Origin of the sequence: Streptomyces sp. NBC_01334 (genome assembly GCF_035983595.1) — a bacterium.
Lineage (GTDB): Bacteria > Actinomycetota > Actinomycetes > Streptomycetales > Streptomycetaceae > Streptomyces > Streptomyces coriariae.
Map to the genome: position 1 here is coordinate 1,595,041 of NZ_CP130718.1, position 25,622 is coordinate 1,620,662.

Genomic DNA, 25,622 nt, shown 5'->3' on the forward strand with positions numbered 1-25,622 from the left:
TTCGACGGCACGCGTGTGTGCACGCTCCCCGGTGCACACACGCGTGCGTGCCGGTTCAGCCCCGGGCGCCCAGGAGGTGGTCCATGGCGAGCTGGTCGAGGTGCTCGAAGGCCATGCCGCGGGCGGCGGCCGTCTCGGCGTCGAAGTCCTCGAAGGCGGTGCGGTCGGCGAGCAGACTCTCCAGGCCGTCGGCGGCGGTGGCCTGGGCGAGCTCGTCCAGGCGGGAGGCGCGCAGGGCCTCCTGGACCTCCGGGTCGCCGCGGAACGCGGCCGCACGCTCCTTGAGGATCAGGTAGTTGCGCATGCAGCCCGCGGCCGAGGCCCACACACCGTCGAGGTCCTCGGTGCGCGGCGGCTTGAAGTCGAAGTGCTTCGGGCCCGCGTAACCGGCGCTCTCCAGCAGGTCGACCAGCCAGAACGCGGAGCGCAGATCGCCGGCGCCGAAGCGCAGGTCCTGGTCGTACTTGATGCCGGACTGACCGTTGAGGTCGATGTGGAAGAGCTTGTCCGCCCACAGCGCCTGGGCGATGCCGTGCGGGAAGTTCAGCCCGGCCATCTGCTCGTGGCCGACCTCGGGGTTCACGCCGTACAGCTCCGGGCGCTCCAGACGCTCGATGAAGGCCAGGGCGTGGCCGACGGTCGGGAGCAGGATGTCGCCGCGCGGCTCGTTCGGCTTGGGCTCGATGGCGAACTTCAGGTCGTAGCCCTGGGAGGTCACGTACTCGCCGAGGAGGTCGAAGGCCTCCTTCATACGGTCGAGGGCCACCCGTACGTCCTTGGCGGCACCGGACTCCGCGCCCTCACGGCCGCCCCAGGCGACGTAGATCTTCGCGCCGAGCTCGACGGCCAGGTCGATGTTGCGGATCGTCTTGCGCAGGGCGTAGCGACGCACGTCACGGTCGTTCGCCGTGAACGCGCCGTCCTTGAAGACGGGGTGCGTGAAGAGGTTGGTGGTGGCCATCGGCACGGTCATGCCGGTGGTGTCCAGGGCCTGGCGGAAGCGCTTGATGTGCTCCTCGCGCTCGCTCTCGGAGGACCCGAAGGGGATCAGGTCGTCGTCGTGGAAGGTCACGCCGTAGGCGCCCAGCTCGGCCAGGCGCTGCACCGACTCGACCGGGTCCAGGGCACGCCGCGTGGCGTCACCGAACGGGTCCCTTCCCTGCCAGCCGACGGTCCACAGGCCGAAGGTGAACCTGTCATCGGGGGTGGGCTGGTAGCTCATGCCGCGGCTCCTTGCTTGAAGACTGTGTCGCTGACTATTTCGTCATGGCAGTTTACAAATTAGTATGCGGACGCATCTCTGGGAAGACAGATCCCGCAGAGCCGCGGAAAAACTTGAGGGAGAACCCGATGTCAGCAGCCGAGGGTCCGCTCGTCGTCGGCGTGGACACGTCCACCCAGTCCACCAAGGCGCTGGTCGTCGACGCGGCCACCGGCCAGGTCGTCGCGAGCGGCCAGGCGCCGCACACGGTGACCTCGGGCGCCGGCCGCGAGAGCGACCCCCGTCAGTGGTGGGACGCCCTGCGCGAGGCCCTGCACCAGTGCGGCGACGCGGCCCGCGAGGCGGCCGCGGTGTCGGTCGGCGGGCAGCAGCACGGGCTCGTCACGCTGGACGAGCGCGGTGAGCCGGTGCGTCCGGCGCTGCTGTGGAACGACGTCCGCTCGGCCCCGCAGGCCCGTCGGCTGACCGAGGAACTGGGCGGAGCGAAGTTCTGGGCGGAACGCACCGGATCCGTCCCGGCCGCGTCCTTCACGGTCACGAAGTGGGCCTGGCTGGCGGAGCACGAGCCGGAGGCCCTGCGCGCCACGAAGGCCGTACGCCTCCCGCACGACTACCTCACCGAGCGGCTCACGGGTGAGGGCACCACCGACCGCGGTGACGCCTCCGGCACCGGCTGGTGGGCGTCCGCGACCGAGTCGTACGACGCGGAGATCCTCGCCCACGTGGGACTCGACCCGGCGCTGCTGCCTCGTGTGGTGCGGCCCGGGGAAGTGGCGGGCACCGTACGCGACAGTCACGACCTGCCCTTCGCCAAGGGCACCCTGGTCGCCCCGGGCACCGGGGACAACGCCGCGGCGGCACTGGGCCTCGGGCTGCTCCCCGGCACGCCCGTGCTGAGCCTCGGCACCTCGGGCACGGTGTACGCGGTCGCCAAGCGCCGCCCCACCGACCCCACCGGCACCGTGGCGGGTTTCGCCGACGCGCACGGCGACTGGCTGCCCCTGGCCTGCACCCTGAACTGCACCCTCGCCGTCGACCGCGTCGCCGCCCTGCTGGGTCTGGACCGCGAGGCCGTGGAACCCGCCGCGGACCTCACGCTGCTGCCCTACCTGGACGGCGAACGCACCCCGAACCTGCCGAACGCCTCGGGCCTCCTGCACGGTCTGCGCCACGACACGACCGCCGGCCAGCTGCTCCAGGCCGCCTACGACGGCACCGTGCACTCCCTGCTCGGCGCACTCGACCTGGTCCTCGACGAGGACGCGGACCGCTCGGCGCCCCTGCTGCTCATCGGCGGCGGCGCCCGGGGCACAGCCTGGCAGGAGACCGTGCGCCGGCTGTCCGGGCGGCCGGTCCAGGTGCCCGAGGCCAAGGAACTCGTCGCGCTGGGGGCCGCGGCCCAGGCGGCGGGCCTGCTGACCGGCGAGGACCCGGCCGCCGTCGCTCGCCGCTGGAACACCACCCGGGGTCCGGTGCTCGACGCCGTCGAGCGGGACGAGGCGACGCTCGCCAGGATCGCCGGGGTACTCTCCGACGCGGCCCCGCTGCTGGACCGGAGCACGGACGCCCACTGAGCATCGACGAATGGACGGAGGCATGACCGCACCGCTGCACGAGGCCCGGCCGACCGGCCCGGGGCGCGCACTGCCCGACACCCAGCAGGGCATGCGCCGCCGCAACCTGGCCCGGGTGATGCACGCCGTCAGCGCCGAGGGACCGCTCTCGCGCGCTGCGGTCGCCTCACGCATCGGCCTGACCCGGGCAGCGGTCTCGACCCTCGTCGACGAACTCATACGCACCGGACTGCTCGAGGAGCTGGGCCCCGAGCGGCCGGGCCGGGTGGGCCGACCCGGTTCGGCGCTGGCGGTCAGCGGGCGCGGTCCGGCGGGCATAGGTGCCGAGATCGGCGTCGACCACCTGGCGGCCTGCGCCGTCGACCTGCGCGGCGAGGTGCGGGCACGCGCCGTGCGGCACGGCACCAACCGGGGCCGCTCCCCCGAGCCGGTGGTCGAGGAACTGACCGGCCTCGTGCGCCGGGTGGTCGCCGAGGCGGAACGCGAGGGGCTGTGGCCGGCCGGACTCGCCGTGGCCGTCCCCGGCCTGGTCGCCCGCGACGCCCGTACGGTCGTCCGCGCGCCCAACCTCGACTGGCAGGACGTCGACCTCGGCGCGTTGCTGCCCGGGGAGTTCCCGCTGACCGTGGACAACGAGGCCAACTTCGGCGGGCTGGCCGAACTCTGGCTCGGCGCGGACACTCCGGGAAACTTCCTGCACGTGTCGGCGGAGATCGGCATCGGCGCCGCGCTGGTCGTGGACGGCAGCCTGCTGCGCGGCACCCGCGGCTTCGCCGGTGAGCTGGGCCATGTGCCGGTGCACCCGGACGGACCGGAGTGCGGGTGCGGCGGGCGCGGATGTCTGGAGCAGTACGCCGGTGAGGAGGCGGTACTGCGGGCGGCCGGACTGGAACCGGGCGAGGACCGCGTCGGACTCCTCGCGGGACGCGCCGCGGACGGCGACCCGGACGTACGGCGGGCGCTGCGCGAGGCGGGAACGGCCCTCGGCATCGCGCTCACCGGGGCGCTCAATCTCCTGGACCCGGAGGGTGTCGTGCTCGGTGGCGCCCTGGCCGGGCTCGCGCCGTGGCTGCTGCCGTCGCTCGAGGCCGAGCTCTCCCGGCGTACGGCGGGCCCCGCCCGTGCGGTGTCCGTCTCCCGGCTGGGTCCCGAGGGCCCGTTGCTGGGGGCCGCGCACTCGGTGGTGCGGGCCGTGCTGGACGATCCCGCGGTGGTGGCGGAGCGGGCCTGAGCCGACGGGCCGTGCACCTGGCCGCCCGGCCCGGCACCTCCGCCGGCTCGCCGGTCGCGTCACAGGCCGGCATCCGCGCTCACAGCGCCCAGGGTGCCGATCGGATGGGCCCGGAACTCCCCGTTCGGGTGAGCGAGTTGTCCACAGTCGCGCGCTCGTCCACCGAACCCCGGCGTGTCCTCCTGCCCTGCCCGCCGGCGCCGTAGCGTAATGCGTGCGGGACACGGCCGCCGAGTGGTGACGGCAGTGTCCGGCCGGTACGGGATCACGGGTTCGGCGAGTCGGACGCGTACCGGATCGACCGCCGCCCCGTACGCGCTCCGGTGCCGCCCGCCGGACGTCCGAGACCCGAAAGGCAGCACCCCTGTGGAACGAGCGAAATCCCTCCCCGGACGACGACGGATCCTGAAGGGCGCAGCCCTCGCCGCCGTTCCGTACGTACTGCTGCCCGACGCACAGGCGGGCGCCCGGCCTCGGACTGTCGACTACCCGCCCGCCGAGTGGCAGCCCGCGACCGACACCAACCGCACGGCGGCGGACCGCCCCGTCAGTCATCCCGTCGACCGCGTCGTCATCCATGTCACGCAGACCCTCTACTCCAAAGCCCTGACCGTCTTTCAGAACCCGCGCAAGAAGGTGTCCGCCCACTACGTCGTACGCTCCGTGGACGGTCATGTGGCGCAGTGCGTGAGCGAGTCGGACATCGCCTGGCACGCGGGGAACTGGGGCTGCAACACCCGCAGCATCGGTATCGAGCACGAAGGGTGGGTCGACAGACCCGCCTACTTCACCGACGCCCTCTACGAGGGGTCCGCCCGGCTCACGGCGTCGGTCTGCGACCGGTACGGCATCCCGAAGGACCGCGCGCACATCATCGGCCACTACGAGGTGCCGGGCACCGATCACACCGATCCCGGTCCGAACTGGGACTGGAGCCGCTACCTGAGACTCGTCGGCAGCGCCTGACCCGGACCTGACCGCACACCGGGCCGCCGGCGGATCGTCACCTTCGCAGTCACGTCGTCCAAACGGTTGTCGGTCCGCGTACCCGGCGTGACGATGTCCCCAGCCGTATCGCCTGCCGGGAGGACGAGTTGAACGATCCCTGGGTGGCCCTCGAACCGGGTGCCGACCCCGCCGAGCGGGTGCGGGTCCTGCGCCGGGCGCATGAGACGTTCACCGACGCGGGCACCGTGCCGCGACCGGTGCGCTCCGTCGTGGCCGACTCCTGGCGGCGTTCCGCGCGGGCCGGCGTCGGTCCCGACGGCACGGCGAGCGTCGAGCTGACCGACGGCGATCTCGGCGCCTACCGGTCCGAGCATCCGCTGGCGCGGGTGATGCCGTTGTTCCGTGAGCTGATGGGCACCTTCGCGGCCGACGGCGAGCATCTGCTGGCGGTGTGCGACGCGCACGGCAGGCTGTTGTGGGTCGAGGGGCACGCGGCGACCCGGCGGCAGGCGGGGCGGATGAACTTCGTGCCGGGTGCGCGATGGGCGGAGAGCGCGGTCGGGACGAACGCGCCGGGTACCGCGGTCGCCCTGGACCGGCCGGTGCAGGTGTTCGCGGCCGAGCACTTCATCCGGCGGGTGCAGCCATGGACGTGCGCCGCCGCTCCGGTGCACGATCCGCGGACCGGGCGGGTGCTCGGTGCCGTGGACATCACCGGCGGGGACGGCCTGGCGCATCCGCACAGCCTGGGCTTCGTGCAGGCGGTCGCGCGGGCCGCGGAGGCCCACTTGGCGCTGCTCGCCCCGGAGCGGCCTGCCGTCGACGCACCGCGGCTGACCGTGCTGGGCCGGGACGAGGCGCGTCTGATCACCGGCGGGCGTGACCTCAGGCTGAGCCGCCGGCACAGCGAGATCCTGGTGCTGCTGGCCCGCCGTCCCGAGGGCCTGACGGGCGACGAGCTGCTGTGCGCGCTGTACGAGGACGAGTCGGTCCCCCCGGTGACGCTGCGGGCCGAACTCGCCCGGCTGCGCGGGGTACTCGGCCCCGGGCTGCTGGCCTCGCGCCCCTACCGGCTCACCGTCGCGTGCGAGTCGGACGTCGCCGTCGTCGAACGAAGGCTGGCGGCAGGCGCGGTGACGGCGGCCGCGACGGCCTACACCGGGCCGCCGCTGCCGTCCTCGCAGGCACCGGCGGTGGCGCGGCTCAGACGCCGTCTCGCCGAGGGTCTGCGCGCCGCGCTGATCGCCCGCGGCGACCCCGATCTGCTGGCGGACTGGGCGCACGCGCCGTGGGGCGAGGACGACCTCGACGTGTGGCGGGCGCTCGCCGCGGCCCGCCCGACGGCCGCGGTACGGGCTCGCCTCGCGTCCCTCGAGTCGGAGCTGGCGGCGCCGACCGGATGGCCGCACCCGTAGGCCGGGCGAGCGGTCCGCGGTCGAGGCGTCCGCAGTCGAGGCGTCGGCAGGCAAGGCGTCCCGGCGGGTACCGCAACGTGGATGCAACGTCCGCCTGCCTAGCCTCCCGCGGAGAGCTGCCCAACGGCGGGCAGCGCTGCTGAGGGAGGCAGAGCAGGATGACCCGTTACGCGGCGCCAGGCACCGAGGGCGCGATCGTCTCCTACCAGACGCGTTACGACCACTACATCGGCGGCGCATACGTGCCGCCGGCCCGGGGGCAGTACTTCGACAACCCGTCCCCGGTGAACGGCGAGACGTTCACCGAGGTGGCGCGCGGTACGGAGGAGGACGTGGAGCGGGCGCTCGACGCGGCGCACGCGGCCGCGCCGGGCTGGGGCCGCACCTCGGCGACCGAGCGCTCCGACATCCTGCTGAAGATCGCCGACCGCATGGAGGCGCATCTGGAGCCCCTGGCGGTCGCGGAGAGCTGGGAGAACGGCAAACCCGTCCGTGAGACGCTGGCGGCGGACATCCCGCTGGCCATCGACCACTTCCGCTACTTCGCCGGCGCGGTGCGGGCCCAGGAGGGTTCGCTCAGCGAGGTCGACGACGACACGGTGGCCTACCACTTCCACGAGCCGCTCGGCGTCGTCGCGCAGATCATCCCGTGGAACTTCCCGATCCTGATGGCCACCTGGAAGCTCGCGCCGGCCCTCGCCGCGGGCAACACGGTGGTCATCAAGCCCGCCGAACAGACCCCGGCCTCGCTGCACTACTGGATGAGCCTGGTCGGGGACCTGCTCCCGCCGGGCGTGGTGAACATCGTCAACGGCTTCGGGCCGGAGGCGGGCAAGCCGCTCGCGTCCAGCCCGCGGGTGGCGAAGGTCGCCTTCACGGGCGAGACGTCCACGGGCCGGCTGATCATGCAGTACGCGGCCGAACACCTGAAGCCGGTCACCCTGGAGCTCGGCGGCAAGTCACCGAACATCTTCTTCGACGACGTGTGGGAGAAGGACGACGACCTCCGCGACAAGGCCCTCGAAGGCTTCACCATGTTCGCGCTGAACCAGGGCGAGGTCTGCACCTGTCCCTCGCGCGGGCTGATCCAGCGCGGCAACTACGGCGACTTCCTTCAGGCGGCCGTCGCCCGCACCGAGCTCATCAAGCCCGGCCACCCCCTCGACACGGACACGATGATCGGCGCGCAGGCGTCCGGCGACCAGCTCGCGAAGATCCTCTCCTACATCGACATCGGCCGGAAGGAGGGTGCGAGGATCCTCACCGGCGGCGAACGCGCGGAGTACGACGGCGAGTTGAAGGGCGGATACTACGTCCAGCCGACGATCTTCGAGGGTGACAACCGTATGCGGATCTTCCAGGAGGAGATCTTCGGTCCGGTCGTCTCGGTGGCCTCGTTCGACGACTTCGACGACGCCATCAAGATCGCCAACGACACGTCGTACGGCCTCGGGGCCGGCGTGTGGACGCGGGACATCAACACGGCGTACCGCGCGGGCCGGGCGATCCAGGCGGGTCGCGTCTGGACGAACTGCTACCACGCGTACCCGGCACACGCCGCCTTCGGCGGCTACAAGCAGTCGGGCATCGGCCGCGAGACGCACAAGATGATGCTGGAGCACTACCAGCAGACGAAGAACATTCTTTGTTCCTACAGCCCCAAGAAGCTCGGGTTCTTCTAGAGCTCACCGCCGTTCGCCTGGAGGCCCGTCGCGCTTCAGGCAACCCGACGCAGAAGTCACCATCCGCGATCAGCGCGACATCCTCCGCCACTGTGCGCCTTCCCAGGTGCACCCGCCCCGGACGAGCCGCGGACCGAGCGGCGTCCTTGTGGAACGACGTCGACGGAGTGGAGCCAGGATCACCCTGGCTCCACTCCGTGGTGCGGGCGTGTCACTGGAACTGTGCGAAGAACCTCCAGATCTCTCCCTTGGTCCAGGTGGTGACGCCGCTTTCGCCGGAGGAGCCGTCGACCGGACCGGGCATGTGACCTCCGTCGAACGCGGCCCATTGGACCGGGTATCCGGCACGGCAGCCCGAGTAGGTGGTGGTGATGTGCGTTCGGCTGCCCGACGCGGGCTCGCGCGGGCTTTGGCCGGTGCAGCCGTTGTTGGCGACGAACTTGTCGCGCAGGGACCGTCCTTGCCCGATGTTGAGGACGTTGTCGCTGATGCCGTGGATTCCGAAGTAGGCGATGGGCTGGGTGCCGCCGTTGCACCCGCTGATCTGAGCGCCGGACATGACCGCGACGGCCCTGAAGACGTTCGCCCGGCTGCATGCGAGTGCGTAGCTCATACCGCCGCCCCAGCTGAATCCCGTGGCGAAGCGCTGTGCCGGGTTGACACAGAGGCCGCCCTCGATCCGCCGGATCATGTCGTCGACGAAGGTGATGTCCTCACCGCCCGAGTCGGCCCAGCCGTTGCCGAGGCCCTGGGGCGCGACGAGGATCGCGGCGTTGTTCGACTGTTCCTGTTGGCCGTAGTACGACCAGGCGCTCCCGCTCGTGCCGCCCGAGGCGACCTCGGCGGCGGTTCCGCCCCGCCAGTGGAACGCGAAGATCAGGCGATAGGGGCGGCTGTTGTCGTAGTTGGCCGGAACCCTGAGGATGAAGCTGCGGCTCTTGCCGCCGCTCTGCATCGTGTGTGTACCGCTCGCCAGAGTCGGGGCGCTGCCGCATCCACCGCCGCCGCCACCGGACGACAGCTTGATCATCTGCCATTGCTGGTTGGCACCGCCCCAGTCGGAGTACTGGACGACGTTGCCGCCGTCGGCGGTGGAGGCGCCCTGCACCTCCACCGCCTTGCTGCTGGTGCGGTTGATCAGCCGGACGTGACCCGCGTCGGAGTCGGCCAGGCGGAACTGCTGGTTCGCCCCGTTGCCGTCGGTCCACTGCTGGATCGCGGCACCGTCTGCGGTCGAGGCGCCGGCCACGTCGAGGACCTTGCCCGAATGCCGGGCCTTGAGGCGGTAGAAGCCGCCGCCGGAGTCCACGAACTGCCACTGCTGGTTGGCTCCGTCGTTGCGCGTCCACTGGTTGACCCGCGCGCCGTCGGCGGTGGCCGCGCCGGAGACGTCCAGCGCCTTGCCGCTGTTTCGATTGACCAGCACATACCAGGCATTGGTGTCCACCGTCGCCGCCTCGGCGGGCGCCGGATTCACCGCGACGAGCATGCCGATCGCGAGGGTCGCAGCCACCACGGCGGCGACCCGCGACCACCAGCGAGGCCTGCGTGGAGGAGCGGGGGGAGCCGCACCGGAGGACTTCATCGATTCACCCTTTCGTTGATGGCAGGTCCCATCAGGTGCGGGTCCAGCGTTGGTTGCTGCCGTTCGAGCAGGAGTAGAGCTGGATCAGGGTGCCGTTGGCGGTGCCGCCCGAGACGGCGTCGAGGCAGAGGCCGGACTGGACGCCGACGATGGATCCGTCGGAGTTGAGGCGCCACTTCTGGTTGTCGCCGCCCCAGCAGCTGTAGATCTGGACTTTGGTGCCGTTGCCGGTGCCGGCGGCGTCCAGGCACTTGCTGCCGTAGACCCTGAGCTCGCCGGCGGCGGTGTACGTCCACTGCTGGTTGGTGCCGTTGTGGCAGTCCCACAGGTGGAGCTGGGTGCCGTCGGTGGTACTGGTGCCGGGCACGTCCAGGCAGCGGCCTGAACCGACGCCCTTGATCGGTCCGGAATCCGAAGGGGGCGTGGAGGTGCCGCCGTTGAGTGCGTTGAGGACGGCGGAGTAGGCGGCCTTCTTGCTGCCGTCGCCGTTGAACAGCAGCGGCGTTTGCTCCGACCGCCAGGAGTCGGTGTCGCGCACACCCCAGACGGTGATGCCGAGGCAGCGCGGGACGGCCAGGCAGTCGTTGGTCACGCCGGCGTAGGTCGTGGCCGGGGCGCCCTGGATGTCGAGTTCGGTGATGGCCACGTCGACGCCGAGGGCGGCGAAGTTCTGCAGGGTGGTGCGGAAGTTGCTGTTGTAGGGGCTGCCACTGTTGAAGTGCGACTGGAAGCCGACGCAGTCGATCGGCACGCCGCGCTGCTTGAAGTCTCGGACCATGGCGTACATGGCCTGGGTTTTGGCCCAGGTCCAGTCCTCGACGTTGTAGTCGTTGTAGCAGAGCTTGGCGGCCGGGTCGGCGGCGCGCGCGGTGCGGAAGGCGACCTCGATCCAGTCGTTGCCTGTGCGTTGCAGGTTGGAGTCGCGCCGGGCTCCCGAACTGCCGTCGGCGAAGGCCTCGTTCACGACGTCCCACTGGGCGATCTTGCCCTTGTAGTGGGCCATCACGCCGTTGATGTGATTGATCATCGCCTGGCGCAGCGTGCTGCCGCTGAGGCTCTGCATCCAGCCGGGCTGCTGGGAGTGCCAGGCCAGGGTGTGGCCGCGCACCTGCTTGCCGTTCTGCACCGCCCAGTTGTGGACGCGGTCACCGGCGGTGAAGTTGAACTGGCCCCGCTGCGGTTCGGTGGCGTCGATCTTCATCTCGTTCTCGGCCGTCACCGAGTTGAACTCACGGCCCGCGATCGTCGTGTACGCCGAGTCGCCCAGCCTGCCCGAGGCGATGGCGGTGCCGAAGTAGCGGCCGCTCTGCGCCGCCGCGGCACCGAGCGTGCTCTCGGCGGCGTGTGCGGTCGGCGGCGCGACCAGTGTGGCGACCGTACAGAGGACGCCGACGACCAGCGCCAACATCAGGCCGCGGATCTTCCGGCGGACAACGGGTCCGGGAAGGGCGTACGAGCCCATGGCTGTGCCTCCAAGGTAGACATCACGGAAGGACGGAAGGACGGAAGCGCAGAGGAATGCGTCGTCCGCTCCCGCTCGGCAGACGGACGGGGCCGGCCGGAACCCGGGCGGTACGGAATCACCGGACACCGCGGTCATGGGACCGGGACGATCTGAACCGGCACGGACGGCACCCGGTCGGAGATCGGGTGCCGTTCGGCGGTCGGGTGACGTTCGGCGGTCGGGTGACGTTCGGCGGTCGGGTGAGGTACGGCGGGGCGGCGGCGGTGCTTCGACACAGGCATGGGGGTACTCCATCGCGGCTCAGCCGGGGGACCGCCACGCGGCGTCGCGCACCTCTCCGACTGTGCGAAGAGCCAGGACGCGCTGGTGCGGACCTCACCGGAACGAGACGGGTGGCGCAGGTGCTTCGGTGCGCGGATCTGTCGTGCAGTTGCGCGTGGATCTGCCGTGCAGCACAGATTGCTCAGGGCCGACGCGATTCGATATCTCGAACTATGGCCGGGTTCTCAGACAGGGATGATTGAGGTATTGATGATGGATCGTCAATACTCCCCGCAGAAGAAGTTTCCGTACCTCGCCCGAAAATTTCCGGAATCCCGGCGAGCCGGACGGCGAACCCCCGGCGTCGCGTCGGCGGATGCCCTGCGGCCGGGGCCCGGACGAGGGTGCGGACGCCGCCGACTCGACTTCTCACCACCGCGCGGATGCCTTGGGCTGGCGAGCTGTAGCGCACAAGCCGGAGCGTCTCCGGTCGGCGTGACAGCTCGTCAAGCTCGAAGGGGAGGCGCTGTTTGTGGACAGATCGGCGACAGGCCTTGACCAGAGGGCTCCACATTCCTAGCTTGTGGCGTCACAGCATCCGGGAATTCTTCGAATGTTTCGAGATTGCCCCTGCCCCCGGCGCGTCCGCCCCGCGATTCATCGGGGTCACCTCACCCCCGCCCCCCAAGGAGGCCCTCTGATGTGGTTTCGCCGCCCGTCCCCGGTCCGTCCAGGACGCTTACTCGCCGTCCTCGCGCCCTTGCTGCTCGTGGCCACCTTCCTCGGTGCCCAGCCCGCCGACGCGGCGACCGTAGACCCCAACGCCTCGTACGTGCTGGTCAACCGCAACAGCGGCAAGGCCCTGGATGTCTACAACATGGCGACCAACGACGGCGCCCGCATCACTCAGTGGACCAGGAACGACCAGAACCAGCAGCAGTGGCAGTTCGTCGATTCCGGGGGCGGCTACTACCGCATCAAGTCCCGCCACTCCGGCAAGGTGCTGGACGTCTACAACTGGTCCACCGCGAACGGCGGCTCGATCGTCCAGTGGTCCGACCTGAACGCCAACAACCAGCAGTGGCGACTGGCCGACAGCTCGGACGGCTACGTGAGGTTCATCTCGCGCCACAGCAACAAGGCCCTCGAAGTACAAGGCGCATCCACCGCCGACAACGCGAACACCGTCCAGTACGACGACTGGGGCGGCACCAACCAGCAGTGGCAGCTCGTCAAGGTCGGCGGCGCCGATCCCGGCCCGTGCGATCTTCCGTCGACATACCGCTGGACATCAACGGGCGCGCTGGCGCAGCCCAAGCCGGGGTGGGCCTCGTTGAAGGACTTCACCGTAGTCCCCTACAACGGCAGGCAACTCGTCTATGCGACGACGCACGACACGGGGACGAGTTGGGGTTCGATGAACTTCGGCCTGTTCACCAATTGGTCGGAGATGGCCTCGGCCGGCCAGAACACGATGTCGGCTTCCACCGTCGCGCCCACGCTCTTCTACTTCGCGCCGAAGAACATCTGGGTGCTCGCCTACCAGTGGGGCGGGACCGCCTTCTCCTACCGGACGTCGAGCGACCCCACCAACCCGAACGGCTGGTCATCCCAGCAGGTGCTCTTCTCCGGAAGCATCACCGGCTCCGGAACAGGGCCCATCGACCAGACGCTCATCGGTGACGGGACGAACATGTACCTGTTCTTCGCCGGTGACAACGGCAAGATCTACCGGGCCAGTATGCCGATCGGGAACTTCCCGGGCAGCTTCGGCACGACCTCGACAGTGATCATGAGCGATACGACGAACAACCTGTTCGAAGCCCCGCAGGTCTACAAGCTGCAGGGCCAGAACCGCTACCTCATGATCGTCGAAGCGATCGGCTCGCAGGGCCGCTACTTCCGCTCGTTCACGGCCACCGGTCTGAACGGCTCATGGACACCCCAGGCCGCGACCGAGAGCAATCCCTTCGCCGGCAAGGCCAACAGTGGCGCCACCTGGACCAATGACATCAGCCATGGCGAACTGATCCGTACCAGCGCCGATCAGAGCATGACCGTCGATCCCTGCAATCTGCAGTTGCTCTACCAGGGGCGCAGCCCCGACTCCGGCGGCGACTACGGCCTCCTGCCCTACCGTCCGGGTCTGCTGACACTGCAGCGCTGACGACGTGACACGAGTCCGGCTCCGGCAGGGAGCCGGCGTGGCGGGCTCGGCGGAAGGCCGAGCCCGCCCGGGTCACGCGACCCGATCGCACAGTTGGTTGATCTTCGAGTGCCCAGGTGGTGATCCTGGACAGGTCCAGGGAGGACAGTGGCCTCCCTGATCGCGGCTCATGCCGAGGGAGGTGTCTGCGGCGGAGTCTTGCCGTCCCGCGGGGAACCCTTCGCCCCAGGGGGCCGCGCCCATGAACGCCGGTCCGGCCGGCCCGAGGGCGACCGGATACAGTGCGCGAGACGGCAGCCTGGTCAGGGAGGGGAAACGTGACCGACACCAGCAACACCCGACCCGCCGACAGCGAAGCGCAAGCTCCGCGGCAGAGCCGACTGCTCCGCCTGATGCGCTATCTCCCCCTGATCGCCCCCGTCCTGCTGTGGGCCGTGCCCTGCTGGGTGCTCCTGCACACCGGCCAGCACTGGCCGCTGCCCGTGACGCCGGTCGGCACCGCCCTGTTCGCCCTCGGCCTCGTCGGTATGCCGCTCTCGATGGTGCGCGGCCACGGCCGGCGCCAGCAGGACCGGGCGGCGATCGTGGGTGACACCCTGCTGGGCACCAGCTGGGTTCTGTTCACCTGGTCCGTTCTGCTCGGCGTCTTCCTGCGGCTCGCCCTGGCCGTGGCCGGCGTCGGCGAGAGTCAGGACCGGGCCCGAATCGTCACCTGGGCCGCCCTCGGCACAGCTGCCGTGCTGCTCACCTGGGGCTACGTCGAAGCCCGTCGCGTGCCGCGCGTGCGCCGGCTCGACGTGCAACTCCCACGGCTGGGTGCCGGGTTGGACGGCATCCGCGTCGTCCTCATCACCGACACCCACTACGGCCCGCTCGATCGCACTCGCTGGTCGGCGCGGGTGTGCGAGACGGTGAACACCCTGGAGGCCGACCTGGTCTGCCACACCGGCGACATCGCGGACGGCACGGCCGAACGCCGCCGCGCCCAGGCCGTACCACTCGGTACCGTGCAGGCCACCCGGGCCCGTGTGTACGTCACCGGCAACCACGAGTACTACAGCGAGGCCCAGGGCTGGGTCGACCTGATGGACGAGCTGGGCTGGGAGCCGCTGCGCAACCGCCATCTGCTGCTCGAACGCGGAGGCGACACCCTCGTGGTCGCCGGCGTGGACGACGTCACCGCCGAGTCCTCCGGCCTGGCAGGCCACCGCGCCCATCTCGCCGGAGCCTTGAACGGCGCCGACCCCGCCCTACCCGTCCTGCTCCTGGCACACCAGCCCAAGTTCGTCGACCGGGCGGCAGCCGAAGGCATCGACCTCCAGCTCTCCGGCCACACCCACGGCGGCCAGATCTGGCCCTTCCACCACCTGGTCCGCCTCGACCAGCCCGCCGTCGCCGGCCTCAGCCACCACGGCACCCGCACCCTCCTCTACACCAGCCGCGGCACCGGCTTCTGGGGCCCGCCGTTCCGCGTCTTCGCCCCCAGCGAGATCACCCTGCTGGTGCTCCGCTCCCCGCACCCGCCCACCTCGCCGTAAGCACTGGGCAGGCCCGACACATCCGCTCGGAGCAGTCCACGAGCCGAGGGGTCCGGCGTCGACAGACGACCGGGCCCCTCCCGCCGAGGACAAGATCCGGACCGTTCCCGGGCCGACGGCTCCCACGCGCCATGCCTTCTACCGGTGGCCGCCCAGGCGGGCGCGCAGCAGATTGGGGTCGGTGGCCGTGGTGTAGGCGGCGCTGAGCACGTACACGTCATTGCCGCGCAGCGCCACGGAGGTGGGGTTCTGAAGTCCGTCGGTGGCATCCAGGACGGTGGTGCTGGTGCCGTCCGGCCGGATGCGCACGACCGTGTTGGGGGCGTTGCGGGCGGCGAGGATCTCGTCTCCGCGGCCCGTGAAGGCGAAATCGTCGATACCGGCCAGACCCGAAGCCTTGACCTGCGGTGCTCCCGCACGGTTTCCCGAACGGATCGGGATGCGCAGGACGGTGCCCTGGTCCAGGTTGGTCACCCACAGCGCACCGCCGTGCACTTTCGCGCCGTTGGCGCCGAGGAAGCCGGTCGAGGCGAGCTCGGGAGCGGTGGACCATGCGCGGGGCGTGCCGCCCGTGACGGGAACGGTCCACACGGTGCCGAGCACCGAGTCGGTGATGTAGAGCTGTCGGCTGCGCTCGTCCAGTGCCAGCCCGTTGGGCAGGCCTCCTGCGGGCAAGGCGGCGATGCGCTGCGGCGCCTGCCCGGGGCGCAGCCGCCACAGCCCCGTCAGGTCGGCCGTGCCGGTCGCGTACAGCACGTACAGGGTGCCGTCCGAGGTATGGGCGATGCCGGTGGCCAGGGGAAAGCCGAGGACCGGGGTGTCGACTCCGCCGTCGGCCGGGGCGGGCAGCGTCGCCAGGACGTGCGTGGCGCCCTGGCGGGTGACCCGGGCCACCTGGCGGCCGGCGGCGAAGGTGACGGCCGCCGTGCCGTCGGGCAGCAGGGTGATGTTCTCCGGCATCTGACCCGTGGACAGGTCGAAGTGGGTGGCGACCCGCACATGTGTCAGCGGTCCTCCGGTGGACGTCGCGTCGGCGGGCACTGCCGCTGCAAGGGTGGCCGCGGCCACCACAACTGCCGACATGATCAGCTTGATGCTTCGCTCGGACATGGTTCCTTCTCTGTTTTCGGGCATGCGGCAGCCGCGGTGCGGTGCCGTGGACGAGGGGTGCTTCGGGGGCGGCCGTGATCGTGCCGCCTGCCGGCGGGAGTCGGACAGGCCGACCGGCGGGCTGGGACCGTCCGACCGGGCGGACAGCCCGGCGAGGTGGACAGCCCGGCAGTGGGACGCTCCGGCGGATGCGCAAGCGCCGGGCGCCTTCGGGCGACGGAGGGGCTCGGGTCAGGTGGTGCGGGTCTCGGCGCCGTGGCGCGGCTGGGTCGATTCCTGCGGTGCCGTGGTGTGGACGAGCAGGGTCAGGGCTGTCGCGGACGGGGAGCCGGGCGCTGCCGTGGCCACCACCAGGGACGGTCCGCTTCCTTGCGGGCTCTGGAGGGTCTGCTGGGTGACCGCCAGTGTCCCGACCAGCGGGTGGCGCATTTCGTAGTCGGCGACATCGCAGGCCTGGATCCGGTGATCGGCCCACATCGTGGCGAACTCCGGGCTGCGCATGGCCAGTTCGCCGATCAGTCCGGCAAGCAGCGGATCGTCCGGGAAGCGGCCGGCCGTCAGACGCAGATTGCCCACCACGGCCCGGGCCTTGGCGGGCCAGTCGCTGTACAGATCGCGGGTGTGCGCGTCGAGGAACACCAGCCTGGCCATGTTCGGCCGTCGGCCCGGGTCGTCGGGGCTGTCCGGATCGAGATGCCCCGCGAACAGTCCGTGCCCCGGCCGGTTCCAGGCCAGGACGTCGCTGCGACGGCCGATGACGACGGCCGGTGTGCCCTCGATGGCCGCCAGCAGCGCGCTCGTTGCCGGGGTGACGCGTTCGACGGGCGGTCGGCCGGCGGCCCTGGACCGTCTTGGCGCACGGGCCAGGGTGTGCAGATGGGCACGCTCGGACTCGTCCAGTCGCAGGGCGCTTGCCACCGCGTCGAGCACCTCGCGCGAGGCGTTGCGTGACTGGCCCTGTTCCAGGCGGGTGTAGTAGGGCGCGCTGATGCCCGCGAGCATCGCGAGCTCCTCCCGCCGCAGTCCGGGCACCCGGCGCCGCTCACCGTAGGTCTGCAACCCGACGTCCTGGGGGCGCAGTTGGCTACGGCGTGCCTGGAGGAAGTCGGCGAGGTGCCCGTGCTTGTTCATGTCACCGAGTATGCGTACCGCCGACGACGCGCGCCTCACCCCGCTGGGGTAGGGATCGGCGGGGTCTGGCTCGGCCCGGCCCCGGTCTCCAGGATGGGCCGCGTTCCTCTTCGTCGCTTCCGGGAGAATCCATGAGCGCCACCACCTCAGACCCCCGAAACCCGCTGGCAGGGCTCGACCTGGCTCCCTTCGCCTTCACCCGGCGGTGCTGGGTCGCCGCGCCGCCGGACTCCGTCTACGACCTGATCAGCGATGTGTCACTGATCGAGACGTGGAGTCCGAGCGCCGACGGGGTGAACTACGCGCCGGGCGACGGTCCGTGGGTCGGTGCCCGGTTCAGCGGCCGCAACCGCCGGGACGGGCGCGAATGGGTCACCCACTCCGAGGTGGTGCGGGCCGATCCGGGCGCCGCGTTCGCCTTCGTCGTCGGTGGAGCCGACCACGGCATCGTGCGCTGGGACTGGCACTTCCACGAGCAGGGCCGGGGCAGCGTCGTCCGGCAGTCCTGGCGGTTGCTGCGCGCCGACCCGGTCCTGGGCGACACCCTCCAGGACGTCTGTTCGCTGCAGGACCACATGGCCGACAGCGCGGAGTCCACCCTGCTCGCCCTGGCAGAGTGGATCGCCGACCACCGCGCCCTCGCCGACCACCGCACCCGCTGACAGCTCGGGCGGCCTCCGACGGGGCCGTCTCCGAACGGCGAGGAGGTACGAGACAGCACCTTGGCGGCGGACGTACCGAGAGGCCGTGCTCGTCCGATTGCCGACAGCACCCCCGGGGCCAGGCAGTCGAAACCGATGCATCCCTTTGACCTCGGATTCCAATTCCAAACGGAAATCACCCAACGGAATTTTCCTGGCTCTGGACCCTGCGCTCTCCAAAAGGAACACATGGGATCGACAGGAGTGAAGATCGCCCCGCAGGGCACACGATGGATCGGAGGTTGATAACTATGGTTCCTGTTCTTCTCGTTCTTCTGCTTGCTCTGATCCTCTTCGGTGCCGGTTTCGCACTCAAGGCTCTGTGGTGGATCGCAGTCATCGTGCTGATCGTGTGGGTGCTCGGGTTCGTGATCCGTCCTGCGGCAAGCGGCGGCAAGCGGGGTCGCTGGTACCGCTGGTAAGCGGACCTTCACCACGACCTGACATGGGTGGGCACCGACGCCACGGCGTCGGTGCCCACCCATGTCACGTCCCCCTGTCACAGCAGGACGAAAATGGTGACTCTGTTGATTAAGGGTACTTGGATGCCGTCGCCGGAGGGTGTTCGTGCCGCCAGGAACCATGGCCTCCAACACGACTCCTCCGGCCATTTAAATTTTCCGGCGGGGTGAATGCGTGGGGGGCGAAAAGCAGGGCACTCGATTTTCTGAGCAGGCGGCACCGAATGTGATGACGTCAGCACACTCCCGCAGATTCGACTGCGGGAGTGGCGAAGAATCTCGATGAGGGAGTCGTTTTATGAGTGACAGCATCTGGGGCTACCAGCCGACCACCGGCCACACCACGGGCACCGACCTGATCGGGTACACGGTCGAGGCTACCGACGGCAGCATCGGGAAGGTCGACAAGCACTCGGACGACGTCACCTCTTCGTACCTGGTCGTCGACACCGGCGTATGGATCTTCGGCAAGCACGTTCTGCTTCCGGCCGGAACCGTCAAGACGGTCGACCAGGCCGAGCGCAAGATCTATGTCGACCTCACGAAGGAGCAGATCAAGAGCTCCCCCGAGTTCGACAAGGACAAGCACGTCGGTGACGCCGGCTATCACGAGCAGGTCGGCGGCTACTACCAGAACCACCGAAGCGTCTGACTCACGACGTCACCCTGAAGCGGGGCCGCCCGGAGAACCTCCGGTCGGCCCCGCTTCTCGTGCACTGACTTCCAGGTACTCGCGCCGCCCCGGCTGCGGGTCCGGAGCGGTGTCGAGGACGTTGCCGCGCGGGTTGCCGATGCTCTCTCCGAAGAAGGCCCGGGTGGTCGGGCGCACAGCGGAGTACCAGGCGCTCAGGTCGTCCGGGTCGTCGACGAAGGTGACCTCGATGCCGAAGTCGGCGAACGCGCGTATAGCCGCGGAAATGGGGCGAGTTGAGGTTCTCGATCTCCAGTCGGCGGTGTTCCGGGAGCGCGAAGAAGGCGCGGGCCGCGTGCAGCGCCTCGTCCCGTACGGACGGGGGAACGACGTGTCCTTCGCGGTCAAGCTGCGCGTCCAGCTGCTCCGTGACATCGGCCCGGCCCTCTCCCCGCACTCGGCCTTCCTTCTCCTCCAGGGCGTCGAGACGCTCAGCCTGCGCATCGAACGGCACTCGGCCAACGCTCAGGCTCTGGCCGAGTGGCTGGAACAGCGCGACGAGGTCGCCGTCGTCCACTACCCGGGCCTGGAGTCCAACCGGTGGTACGAGGCGGGGCAGCGCTATCTGCCGCGCGGGGCCGGCGCGGTCCTGGCCTTCGAACTGCGGGACGGGGTCGAGGCCGGCAAGCGGTTCGTCGACGGCGTCGAGCTGTTCAGCCATCTCGCCAACATCGGCGACGTACGCAGTCTCGTCATCCATCCGGCGTCCACCACCCACAGCCAGCTGGACGAAGCGCAGTTGGCGGCGACCGGCACCGCCCCCGGCCTGGTGCGCCTGTCGGTCGGCATCGAGAACCTCGCCGATCTCAAGGCGGACCTGGAAGCCGGCTTCCGTGCCGCGAAGGGCGCGTCCTGAACGCCGTACCGACGACCTCCCAGGTCCCCCTCCCGCCGGCCTCCGGGGCCTGGCGGGAGGGGGACCCTCCGGGGCGCCGCCGGTGGCACCTGCGGGAGGGACCGCTGCCGTTGGAGGCGGGAGGTGAACTGCCCGGCGCACGGCTGGCGTTCGAGACCTGGGGGCGGCTCGCACCGGACCGCTCCAATGCCGTGCTGGTGCTCCACGCGCTCACCGGCGACAGCCATGCCGCCGGGCCGGCCGAACCCGGTCACCCCACCCCCGGCTGGTGGGACGGACTCATCGGGCCCGGTCTGGCCTTGGACACCGACCGCTGGTTCGTCGTCGCTCCCAATGTGCTGGGCGGCTGCCAGGGCAGTACCGGACCGTCCTCGCCCCGTCCCGACGGACGGCACTGGGGTGGCGCCTTCCCCGCTCTGACACAGCGCGACCAGGTCGCCGCGGAGGCCGGGCTGGCCGACGCGCTCGGCATCGACCGCTGGGCCCTGGTGGTCGGCGGCTCCATGGGCGGGATGCGCGCCTTGGAGTGGGCCATGTCGTACCCGCAACGTACGAGCGCGCTGCTCCTGCTCGCCACGACGGCGGCGGCGAGCGCGGAGCAGATCGCCTGGGCCGACATCCAGCTCCATGCCATCCGCGACGACCCGCACTGGCGCGGCGGCGACTACCACGACACGGGCCTGGGGCCGCACGCGGGACTCGGTCTGGCCCGTCGTATCGCCCACGTCACCTACCGCAGCGAGCCGGAGTTGCAGATCCGCTTCGGCCGCGCGCCCCAGGGCACGGAGGACCCCTGGAGCGGCGGCCGGTACCAGGTCGGGTCGTATCTCGACCACCACGCCGCCAAGCTGGTGCGCCGCTTCGACGCGGGCAGCTATGTCGTGCTGGCGGGCGCCATGAACACGCACGACGTCGGCCGCGGTCGCGGCGGTACGCGTGCCGCCCTGCGCCGCGTGACCGCCAGGACGCTGGTCGCCGGAGTGGGCTCGGACCGCCTCTACCCCCTCGGCCAGCAGGCGGAGCTGGCTGCGGGGATTCCCGCGGCGGATCACCTCCGAGTGATCGAGTCCCCCCACGGCCACGACGGCTTTCTCATCGAAGTGGAGCAGGTCGCCGCGCTGGTACGCGAACTCGTCGGCTAGCGGCGGCCGTTCGGTTCCTTCGGGGCCGACCCTGTCGCGGATCAGCCCTCTTGCCCTTGACGCGTACGTCAGGGGTTAGCGTCTGCGCGCCGACGGCCGGACCTGTCCGGCCGTCCCCGTCCGCACGCCCTTTCGAACCCGTTCAGGAGCCCCGACATGGCCGCTGCCCTGCCCGCGACGACCCGCGAGATCCTGCTGACCGAGCTGCCCGGCGGGCTGCCGGGGCCCGAGCACTTCACGATCACGCGGAAGCCGGTTCCCAAACCCGGTCCGGGACAAGTCGTCGTCCGGAACCGGTACTTCCTCGTGTTTCCCGGCCTGCGCACTCTGATCGGCGGCGAGGCCGACGGCGTACCGCTGCCCCGTATCCACGTCGGTGACGCGCTGTTCGGTCCCGCGGTCGGTGAGGTCGTCGCGGCCGGGCCAGGCGGTCCGTTGCGCCCGGGGGACACGGTCACCCATCTGCTCGGGTGGCGCGAGCACGCGCTGGTGGCGGCGGCCGAGTGCGCTCCCCTGGGCGATGTGCTGCCCGACCCGGTGGCCCATCTGTCGTCCGGTTCGGCCGCCTACGGAGCGCTGACCCGGCTCGCCGAAGTCCGCCCCGGCGACACCGTGTTCGTCACGGGCGCGGCGGGGGCCGTGGGAACGCTGGCGGGCCCCGTGGCGCGGCTGCTGGGCGCGGGACGGGTCATCGGGAGCACCCGGTCGCCGGACAAGGCCGAGCGGCTGCGGGCCGAGATCGGCTACGACGCGGTCGTGGTCCCGGGATCTCGGTCGATCGACGAGCAGCTGGCCTCGGCGGCGCCCGACGGCATCGACGTGCTGCTGGACAACGTCGGCGGTGAGCAGCTGGCCGCCGCTGTGCGCGCCGGGCGCCGGGGTGCCCGCTTCGCACTGGTCGGCGCGCTGTCGGGACAGTTGTCGCCGGGCCGGGACGGTGGCAGCGCACCCGCCGAGATCGACACGTTCCGGATCGTCAACCAGGGCATCTCGCTGCACGGTTACAGCGGAACGGACCATCCCGAGGTGGCGAAGGAGTGGACCGAGCGCTTCGGGGACTGGCTGCGCTCCGGCGAGATCGCCTTCCCCTGCGTACGGATCCCGGGCATGGATGACGCGCCGCGGGCGTTGCAGGAACTGTTCCAGGGGCGGCACTTCGGCACCGTGGTCGTGGAGTTGCCGCCGACGTGAGGCGTCGTCGCGCGCGGTCGCGGCGGCCGAGACCGAGGACGCGAGGACGGACATGCGGATCGGAGACGCGGCGGCCGCCGCGGGGACCACCCCACGGGCACTGCGGCTCTACGAGGAACGGGGCCTGCTGCCGGCGCCGCGGCGCACCGCCACCGGGCAACGTGCGTACGGGCCGGACGAGGTGGCGAGGGTCCGCGTCATCCGTGAGCTGCTGGCGCTCGGGCTCACCGTCGAGGACCTGCGCAGTTTCGCCGACCGGATCGGCCTGCTGGTCGAGAATCCCCGACGGCGGTGCGGGCCCCCCGGCTCCGGCGGGCCCGGCGCCGGGGTGGTCGACCGCAGGATCGCGGCCCTCGACGCCGAGATCGACCGCCTGAGCCGGCTGCGCGCAGGACTGGCCCTGCGCACCTACGAGCATCCCTGACGCCCCGTCCCCCGAGGCGGACGGCTCACCGAGGTCGATGACGCCGGACACGGCTCCCTCCGATACGCCGAGGGGCCGCCGGACGAGGTCTCGGGGGGCGACAGGGATGGGGGGTGGGGACTCGGCCTGGCTCTGGGGGCGGCGATCGGCTCCACGAGCAGGCAACCTCCTGACCCGGTACGGCATCGACCGCACGCACACCGTCGTCCCCGCCGTCGACCCCGTGGAGGCGCTCGCCGGGTTCGTGCAGCGACGAGGGCGGGGACGGAGGCACGACCGCCACGGTGCAGCCCCGCCCCCTCCCCGGTCGCGGTCCGGGCTACAGCGCCGTGACGTCGGTCCGCCGTCGGTCCGGTTTGAAGGGCAGCGCGGTCACCGTCGCCCTGACCTCCCGCTGCGCGGTCCCCGGCCTGCCCCACAGGACCACCACCTCGGTGCCCGGCGACGCTTGGCCGGGGTCGATCACGACGAGGGAGATCGTCGACCGCAGGTTGACACTCACGGTCCGGCCCGTGGACACCCCCACCCGGCGGCCGCCGACGAGCACCTGGTCGAAGGCGGGGCCGCGGCCGCGCGGCAGCTCCATCGGGTCCGGGAGGCTGCCCTTGCCGAGGGGCGCGGTCAGGATGCCGCAGACGTCCTCGGCGTTCCAGCGCAGACCCATGAGCGTCCGCTGCGGGTCCCCCTTCGCGGCCGCGGCGGCCAGCGCGTCGCGCCCCAGGAACTCGCGGTCGGGAACACCGCCCCGGAAACCCCAGCCGAGCTCGCCCGGCTTGCGGAAGTAGTCCGTGACGCCGTTCTCCGGGACGAAGCTGCCGCCGGGTGTTCCCCTCCTGAACTGCCGGGGCGCGCCCGGGGTGAGGAGGGACGCGGGGAGGTAGTCGAGGCCGTTCGTGGCGATGCCCGCTTCGATGTGCTGCACCGGCTGGGAGCGCAGCCCCAGTTCGCGGATCCCCAACGGGCGGCCGCTCGCCACGACGGCCGACCAGATCGCGTCGGCGTGAGCGGCGGAGCCGTGCAGTTCGTAGCCGAGTTCGCCCGAGATGCCGGTCCGCAGGACCCGCACCGGGACCCCGTCGACGCGTGACGGGCGGCTGCGGCTGAAGCCGATGTCGCGCAGACTCTCGCCCGTCAGCTTCTCCAGCGTGTCCAGGGCCGCCGGACCCTGGACCCCGAAGATGAACAGGTCGGGGCTGACGTCCTCGGCCTCGGCGTCCCAACCGCCCTGGCCCAGCTGCCACAGCAGCCAGTCCGCGCTGCCGGCCGTGTAGAGGAACTCCTCTTCCCCCACGCGGCACACGATCCCCTCGGACGCCACCCAGCCGTTCCCGTCGAGCTGGACATGGTGCTTGATCTGGCCGAGCTCGAAGCGGGACAGGTCCCGCATGCCGAGCCACGCGAGGAAGGCCCGCGCCTGCGGTCCCCTGACGACGACCTTGTGCAGCGACGACCAGTCGCCCACGTAGCAGGAAGTGACGTGCGCACCGCACTCCTCGACCCAGCCCGTGTACTCGAGCGGCAGCAGCGTCTGGGCGAAGGCCCCGAAGGAGGCCAGGTGGTTGCTCTCGTCCTGGGCCGCGGCGGCGGGGCTGAAGTAGGCCGGCCGCCGCGTGACGAAGGGGGCGTCCCTGAGTCGCAACACCGCTTCGTAGGTGCTGCGCCGAACCTCGGCTGCGTCCACGGGATCCTCCGGCTCATGAGGCAAGGACTAAATCGTTTAAGCCGGACCGTAACAGTCGGTTTCACCGACGGCGACGCTCTGAAGGCTCCGCCCGCCGCATCCATTGCTGACGCGGCGTGGGACGGACGCGACGCCGCTCCCGGCGACGGGCGCCGACTCGTCACGGCTCGACGGCGGTCACCGGCTCGACGGCGGTCACACGGACGCGCGGTCCACGATCCGACCGCGCACCGGTGCCAGGCCCTCCGTGTCGATACCGAGGGCGTCCCGCGCGGCGATCCGCCCGAGGATCTCGGCGTCGATGTGCACGGTGGTGAGCGCGGGCGTGGTCAGGGAGCCGTACTCGGTGTCGTCGAAACCGATCACGGCCATGTCCTCGGGCACCCGCAGCCCGAGGTCACGCAGGGCCGTGAGGCTGCGCAGCGCGATGTCGTCGTCGAAGGCGGCGAGGGCGGTCACCTCCGCGTGCGCAGCCAGGAACGCCTCGACGGCGTCCGCGCCGGCCTCCCTCGGCCGCGGCACGACGAAGCGTTCCAGGGGAGGCAGTCCCCGTCGCCGGGCGGCCTCCCGGGCGAAGCCGAGCCGGGCCTGCGTCAGGGGGAACTCGTGGTCGGGCAGGGCCATCGCGATCCGGGTGTGCCCGCGTTCGGCGAGGAAGTCGATCTGGAGCGCGGCGTTGGCGGCGAAGCCGCTCTCCCAGTCCTGCGCGTCCGGCTCGCCCTGCTCGTGTCCGCGCATGTAGACCTCGCCGAGCCTGAGCACCGCCCGCGGCACGATGGCGTCGAGGATCTTCTGCGTGGCCTCGGGCGCCGCGTGTCCGTGCCGGACCAGGAGGACGTGGTCGTGCTCGGCCAGTTCCTCGTCGAGCCCTCGGACATAGCTCCGGGAGAAGTTGCCCTCGATGCCCCGGTCGACGTTGAGCACGACGATGCGCGAGGAACCCTCGCGCAGGGCGCGGGCGATGCCGTGCGGGACGTACCCCAACTCGTGGGCGGCCTCCGTGACCCGCTCCCGGGTGGCCGCGGAGATCGTCTGCCGCGGGTCGTCGTTCAGCACGAAGCTCACCGTCGCCCTGGACACACCGGATGCCTTGGCGACGTCGCTCAGCGTCACCCGACCGGAACGGCCCACGCCGACCCACTCCCT

At 71.0% G+C, this 25,622-nt stretch carries 21 protein-coding genes and 2 pseudogenes; 14 read left to right on the forward strand and 9 right to left on the reverse strand.

Features of this window, described 5'->3' with window-relative positions:
- Positions 1–55: 55 nt before the first annotated feature.
- Entirely contained in the window at positions 56–1,222 is a 1,167-nt protein-coding gene (xylA, locus tag OG736_RS07230; protein WP_327181699.1) for a xylose isomerase, read from the reverse strand.
- 128 nt (positions 1,223–1,350) lie between these two features.
- On the opposite strand from xylA, the gene xylB reads away from it, so the two are divergent.
- From xylB to exaC, 5 genes are all read left to right on the forward strand, one after another.
- Positions 1,351–2,796, forward strand: coding sequence for a xylulokinase (gene xylB / locus OG736_RS07235; RefSeq protein WP_327181700.1), 1,446 nt, complete (start codon positions 1,351–1,353; stop codon positions 2,794–2,796).
- A 22-nt stretch (positions 2,797–2,818) separates the two neighbouring features.
- Positions 2,819–4,027 carry an ROK family protein gene (locus tag OG736_RS07240; protein ID WP_327181701.1) on the forward strand — a complete coding sequence of 403 codons (1,209 nt, stop codon included), beginning with the start codon at positions 2,819–2,821 and terminating at the stop codon, positions 4,025–4,027.
- Between the two features lie 366 nt (positions 4,028–4,393).
- Positions 4,394–4,993 carry an N-acetylmuramoyl-L-alanine amidase gene (locus OG736_RS07245; RefSeq protein WP_327181702.1) on the forward strand — a complete coding sequence of 200 codons (600 nt, stop codon included), beginning with the start codon at positions 4,394–4,396 and terminating at the stop codon, positions 4,991–4,993.
- Between the two features lie 128 nt (positions 4,994–5,121).
- On the forward strand, positions 5,122–6,390 hold the full coding sequence (locus OG736_RS07250; RefSeq protein WP_327181703.1) for a GAF domain-containing protein: 1,269 nt from the start codon (positions 5,122–5,124) through the stop codon (positions 6,388–6,390).
- A gap of 158 nt (positions 6,391–6,548) precedes the next feature.
- On the forward strand, positions 6,549–8,072 hold the full coding sequence (gene exaC / locus OG736_RS07255) for an acetaldehyde dehydrogenase ExaC (RefSeq protein ID WP_327181704.1): 1,524 nt from the start codon (positions 6,549–6,551) through the stop codon (positions 8,070–8,072).
- 211 nt (positions 8,073–8,283) lie between these two features.
- Here exaC and OG736_RS07260 read toward each other — a convergent pair whose 3' ends face one another.
- From OG736_RS07260 to OG736_RS07270, 3 genes are all read right to left on the reverse strand, one after another.
- On the reverse strand, positions 8,284–9,588 hold the full coding sequence (locus OG736_RS07260) for an RICIN domain-containing protein (protein ID WP_327187544.1): 1,305 nt from the start codon (positions 9,586–9,588) through the stop codon (positions 8,284–8,286).
- A gap of 100 nt (positions 9,589–9,688) precedes the next feature.
- Positions 9,689–11,119: an endo-1,4-beta-xylanase gene (locus OG736_RS07265; RefSeq protein ID WP_327181705.1), complete on the reverse strand. Its 1,431-nt coding sequence runs from the start codon at positions 11,117–11,119 to the stop codon at positions 9,689–9,691.
- A 134-nt stretch (positions 11,120–11,253) separates the two neighbouring features.
- Entirely contained in the window at positions 11,254–11,403 is a 150-nt protein-coding gene (locus OG736_RS07270; protein WP_327181706.1) for a hypothetical protein, read from the reverse strand.
- Positions 11,404–12,083: 680 nt separating this feature from the next.
- Between OG736_RS07270 and OG736_RS07275 the strand changes: the two genes are divergently transcribed.
- Both OG736_RS07275 and OG736_RS07280 read left to right on the forward strand, forming a co-directional pair.
- Entirely contained in the window at positions 12,084–13,550 is a 1,467-nt protein-coding gene (locus OG736_RS07275; RefSeq protein WP_327181707.1) for a non-reducing end alpha-L-arabinofuranosidase family hydrolase, read from the forward strand.
- Between the two features lie 317 nt (positions 13,551–13,867).
- Positions 13,868–15,088 carry a metallophosphoesterase gene (locus OG736_RS07280; protein WP_327181708.1) on the forward strand — a complete coding sequence of 407 codons (1,221 nt, stop codon included), beginning with the start codon at positions 13,868–13,870 and terminating at the stop codon, positions 15,086–15,088.
- Positions 15,089–15,226: 138 nt separating this feature from the next.
- Here OG736_RS07280 and OG736_RS07285 read toward each other — a convergent pair whose 3' ends face one another.
- Both OG736_RS07285 and OG736_RS07290 read right to left on the reverse strand, forming a co-directional pair.
- Positions 15,227–16,198 carry a hypothetical protein gene (locus tag OG736_RS07285; protein ID WP_327181709.1) on the reverse strand — a complete coding sequence of 324 codons (972 nt, stop codon included), beginning with the start codon at positions 16,196–16,198 and terminating at the stop codon, positions 15,227–15,229.
- Positions 16,199–16,429: 231 nt separating this feature from the next.
- A complete protein-coding gene (locus OG736_RS07290) occupies positions 16,430–17,329 on the reverse strand; it encodes a helix-turn-helix domain-containing protein (RefSeq protein WP_327181710.1) in 900 nt (299 codons plus the stop codon).
- Positions 17,330–17,460: 131 nt separating this feature from the next.
- Between OG736_RS07290 and OG736_RS07295 the strand changes: the two genes are divergently transcribed.
- From OG736_RS07295 to OG736_RS07305, 3 genes are all read left to right on the forward strand, one after another.
- Positions 17,461–17,991: an SRPBCC family protein gene (locus OG736_RS07295; RefSeq protein ID WP_327181711.1), complete on the forward strand. Its 531-nt coding sequence runs from the start codon at positions 17,461–17,463 to the stop codon at positions 17,989–17,991.
- Between the two features lie 290 nt (positions 17,992–18,281).
- A complete protein-coding gene (locus tag OG736_RS07300; RefSeq protein WP_054240969.1) occupies positions 18,282–18,452 on the forward strand; it encodes a hypothetical protein in 171 nt (56 codons plus the stop codon).
- A 337-nt stretch (positions 18,453–18,789) separates the two neighbouring features.
- Complete coding sequence (locus OG736_RS07305; protein WP_327181712.1) at positions 18,790–19,143, forward strand: PRC-barrel domain-containing protein; 354 nt, start codon at positions 18,790–18,792, stop codon at positions 19,141–19,143.
- A 211-nt stretch (positions 19,144–19,354) separates the two neighbouring features.
- Here OG736_RS07305 and OG736_RS47245 read toward each other — a convergent pair.
- Positions 19,355–19,636, reverse strand: a pseudogene (locus OG736_RS47245) (2-oxoglutarate and iron-dependent oxygenase domain-containing protein); the annotation flags it as partial.
- Between OG736_RS47245 and OG736_RS07315 the strand changes: the two are divergent.
- The 4 genes and pseudogenes from OG736_RS07315 to OG736_RS07330 form a co-directional block, all read left to right on the forward strand.
- Positions 19,517–20,038, forward strand: a pseudogene (locus OG736_RS07315) (PLP-dependent transferase); the annotation flags it as partial. The pseudogenes OG736_RS47245 and OG736_RS07315 sit on opposite strands and share 120 nt — an antisense overlap.
- Positions 20,035–21,180, forward strand: coding sequence for a homoserine O-acetyltransferase MetX (gene metX / locus OG736_RS07320; protein WP_327187545.1), 1,146 nt, complete (start codon positions 20,035–20,037; stop codon positions 21,178–21,180). The pseudogene OG736_RS07315 and the gene metX, both read left to right, overlap by 4 nt.
- Before the next feature lie 156 nt (positions 21,181–21,336).
- Entirely contained in the window at positions 21,337–22,371 is a 1,035-nt protein-coding gene (locus tag OG736_RS07325; protein ID WP_327181713.1) for an MDR family NADP-dependent oxidoreductase, read from the forward strand.
- Positions 22,372–22,423: 52 nt separating this feature from the next.
- A complete protein-coding gene (locus tag OG736_RS07330; protein WP_327181714.1) occupies positions 22,424–22,795 on the forward strand; it encodes a MerR family transcriptional regulator in 372 nt (123 codons plus the stop codon).
- A gap of 319 nt (positions 22,796–23,114) precedes the next feature.
- On the opposite strand, the gene OG736_RS07335 is transcribed toward OG736_RS07330, so the two are convergent.
- Both OG736_RS07335 and OG736_RS07340 read right to left on the reverse strand, forming a co-directional pair.
- Positions 23,115–24,476, reverse strand: coding sequence for an aminomethyl transferase family protein (locus OG736_RS07335; RefSeq protein WP_327181715.1), 1,362 nt, complete (start codon positions 24,474–24,476; stop codon positions 23,115–23,117).
- A 195-nt stretch (positions 24,477–24,671) separates the two neighbouring features.
- Complete coding sequence (locus OG736_RS07340) at positions 24,672–25,607, reverse strand: LacI family DNA-binding transcriptional regulator (protein ID WP_327181716.1); 936 nt, start codon at positions 25,605–25,607, stop codon at positions 24,672–24,674.
- Between the last annotated feature and the right edge of the window lie 15 nt (positions 25,608–25,622).

Excerpts from the sequence above, each read along its gene's own strand:
- OG736_RS07285 (WP_327181709.1), bottom strand. The coding sequence starts at position 16,198 with ATGTCCGAGCGAAGCATCAAGCTGATCATGTCGGCAGTTGTGGTGGCC.
- OG736_RS07325 (WP_327181713.1), top strand. The coding sequence starts at position 21,337 with ATGGCCGCTGCCCTGCCCGCGACGACCCGCGAGATCCTGCTGACCGAG.
- xylA (WP_327181699.1), bottom strand. The coding sequence starts at position 1,222 with ATGAGCTACCAGCCCACCCCCGATGACAGGTTCACCTTCGGCCTGTGG.
- OG736_RS07275 (WP_327181707.1), top strand. The coding sequence starts at position 12,084 with ATGTGGTTTCGCCGCCCGTCCCCGGTCCGTCCAGGACGCTTACTCGCC.
- exaC (WP_327181704.1), top strand. The coding sequence starts at position 6,549 with ATGACCCGTTACGCGGCGCCAGGCACCGAGGGCGCGATCGTCTCCTAC.
- OG736_RS07330 (WP_327181714.1), top strand. The coding sequence starts at position 22,424 with ATGCGGATCGGAGACGCGGCGGCCGCCGCGGGGACCACCCCACGGGCA.
- OG736_RS07305 (WP_327181712.1), top strand. The coding sequence starts at position 18,790 with ATGAGTGACAGCATCTGGGGCTACCAGCCGACCACCGGCCACACCACG.
- xylB (WP_327181700.1), top strand. The coding sequence starts at position 1,351 with ATGTCAGCAGCCGAGGGTCCGCTCGTCGTCGGCGTGGACACGTCCACC.
- OG736_RS07300 (WP_054240969.1), top strand. The coding sequence starts at position 18,282 with ATGGTTCCTGTTCTTCTCGTTCTTCTGCTTGCTCTGATCCTCTTCGGT.
- OG736_RS07240 (WP_327181701.1), top strand. The coding sequence starts at position 2,819 with ATGACCGCACCGCTGCACGAGGCCCGGCCGACCGGCCCGGGGCGCGCA.
- OG736_RS07270 (WP_327181706.1), bottom strand. The coding sequence starts at position 11,403 with ATGCCTGTGTCGAAGCACCGCCGCCGCCCCGCCGTACCTCACCCGACC.
- OG736_RS07290 (WP_327181710.1), bottom strand. The coding sequence starts at position 17,329 with ATGAACAAGCACGGGCACCTCGCCGACTTCCTCCAGGCACGCCGTAGC.
- OG736_RS07265 (WP_327181705.1), bottom strand. The coding sequence starts at position 11,119 with ATGGGCTCGTACGCCCTTCCCGGACCCGTTGTCCGCCGGAAGATCCGC.
- OG736_RS07295 (WP_327181711.1), top strand. The coding sequence starts at position 17,461 with ATGAGCGCCACCACCTCAGACCCCCGAAACCCGCTGGCAGGGCTCGAC.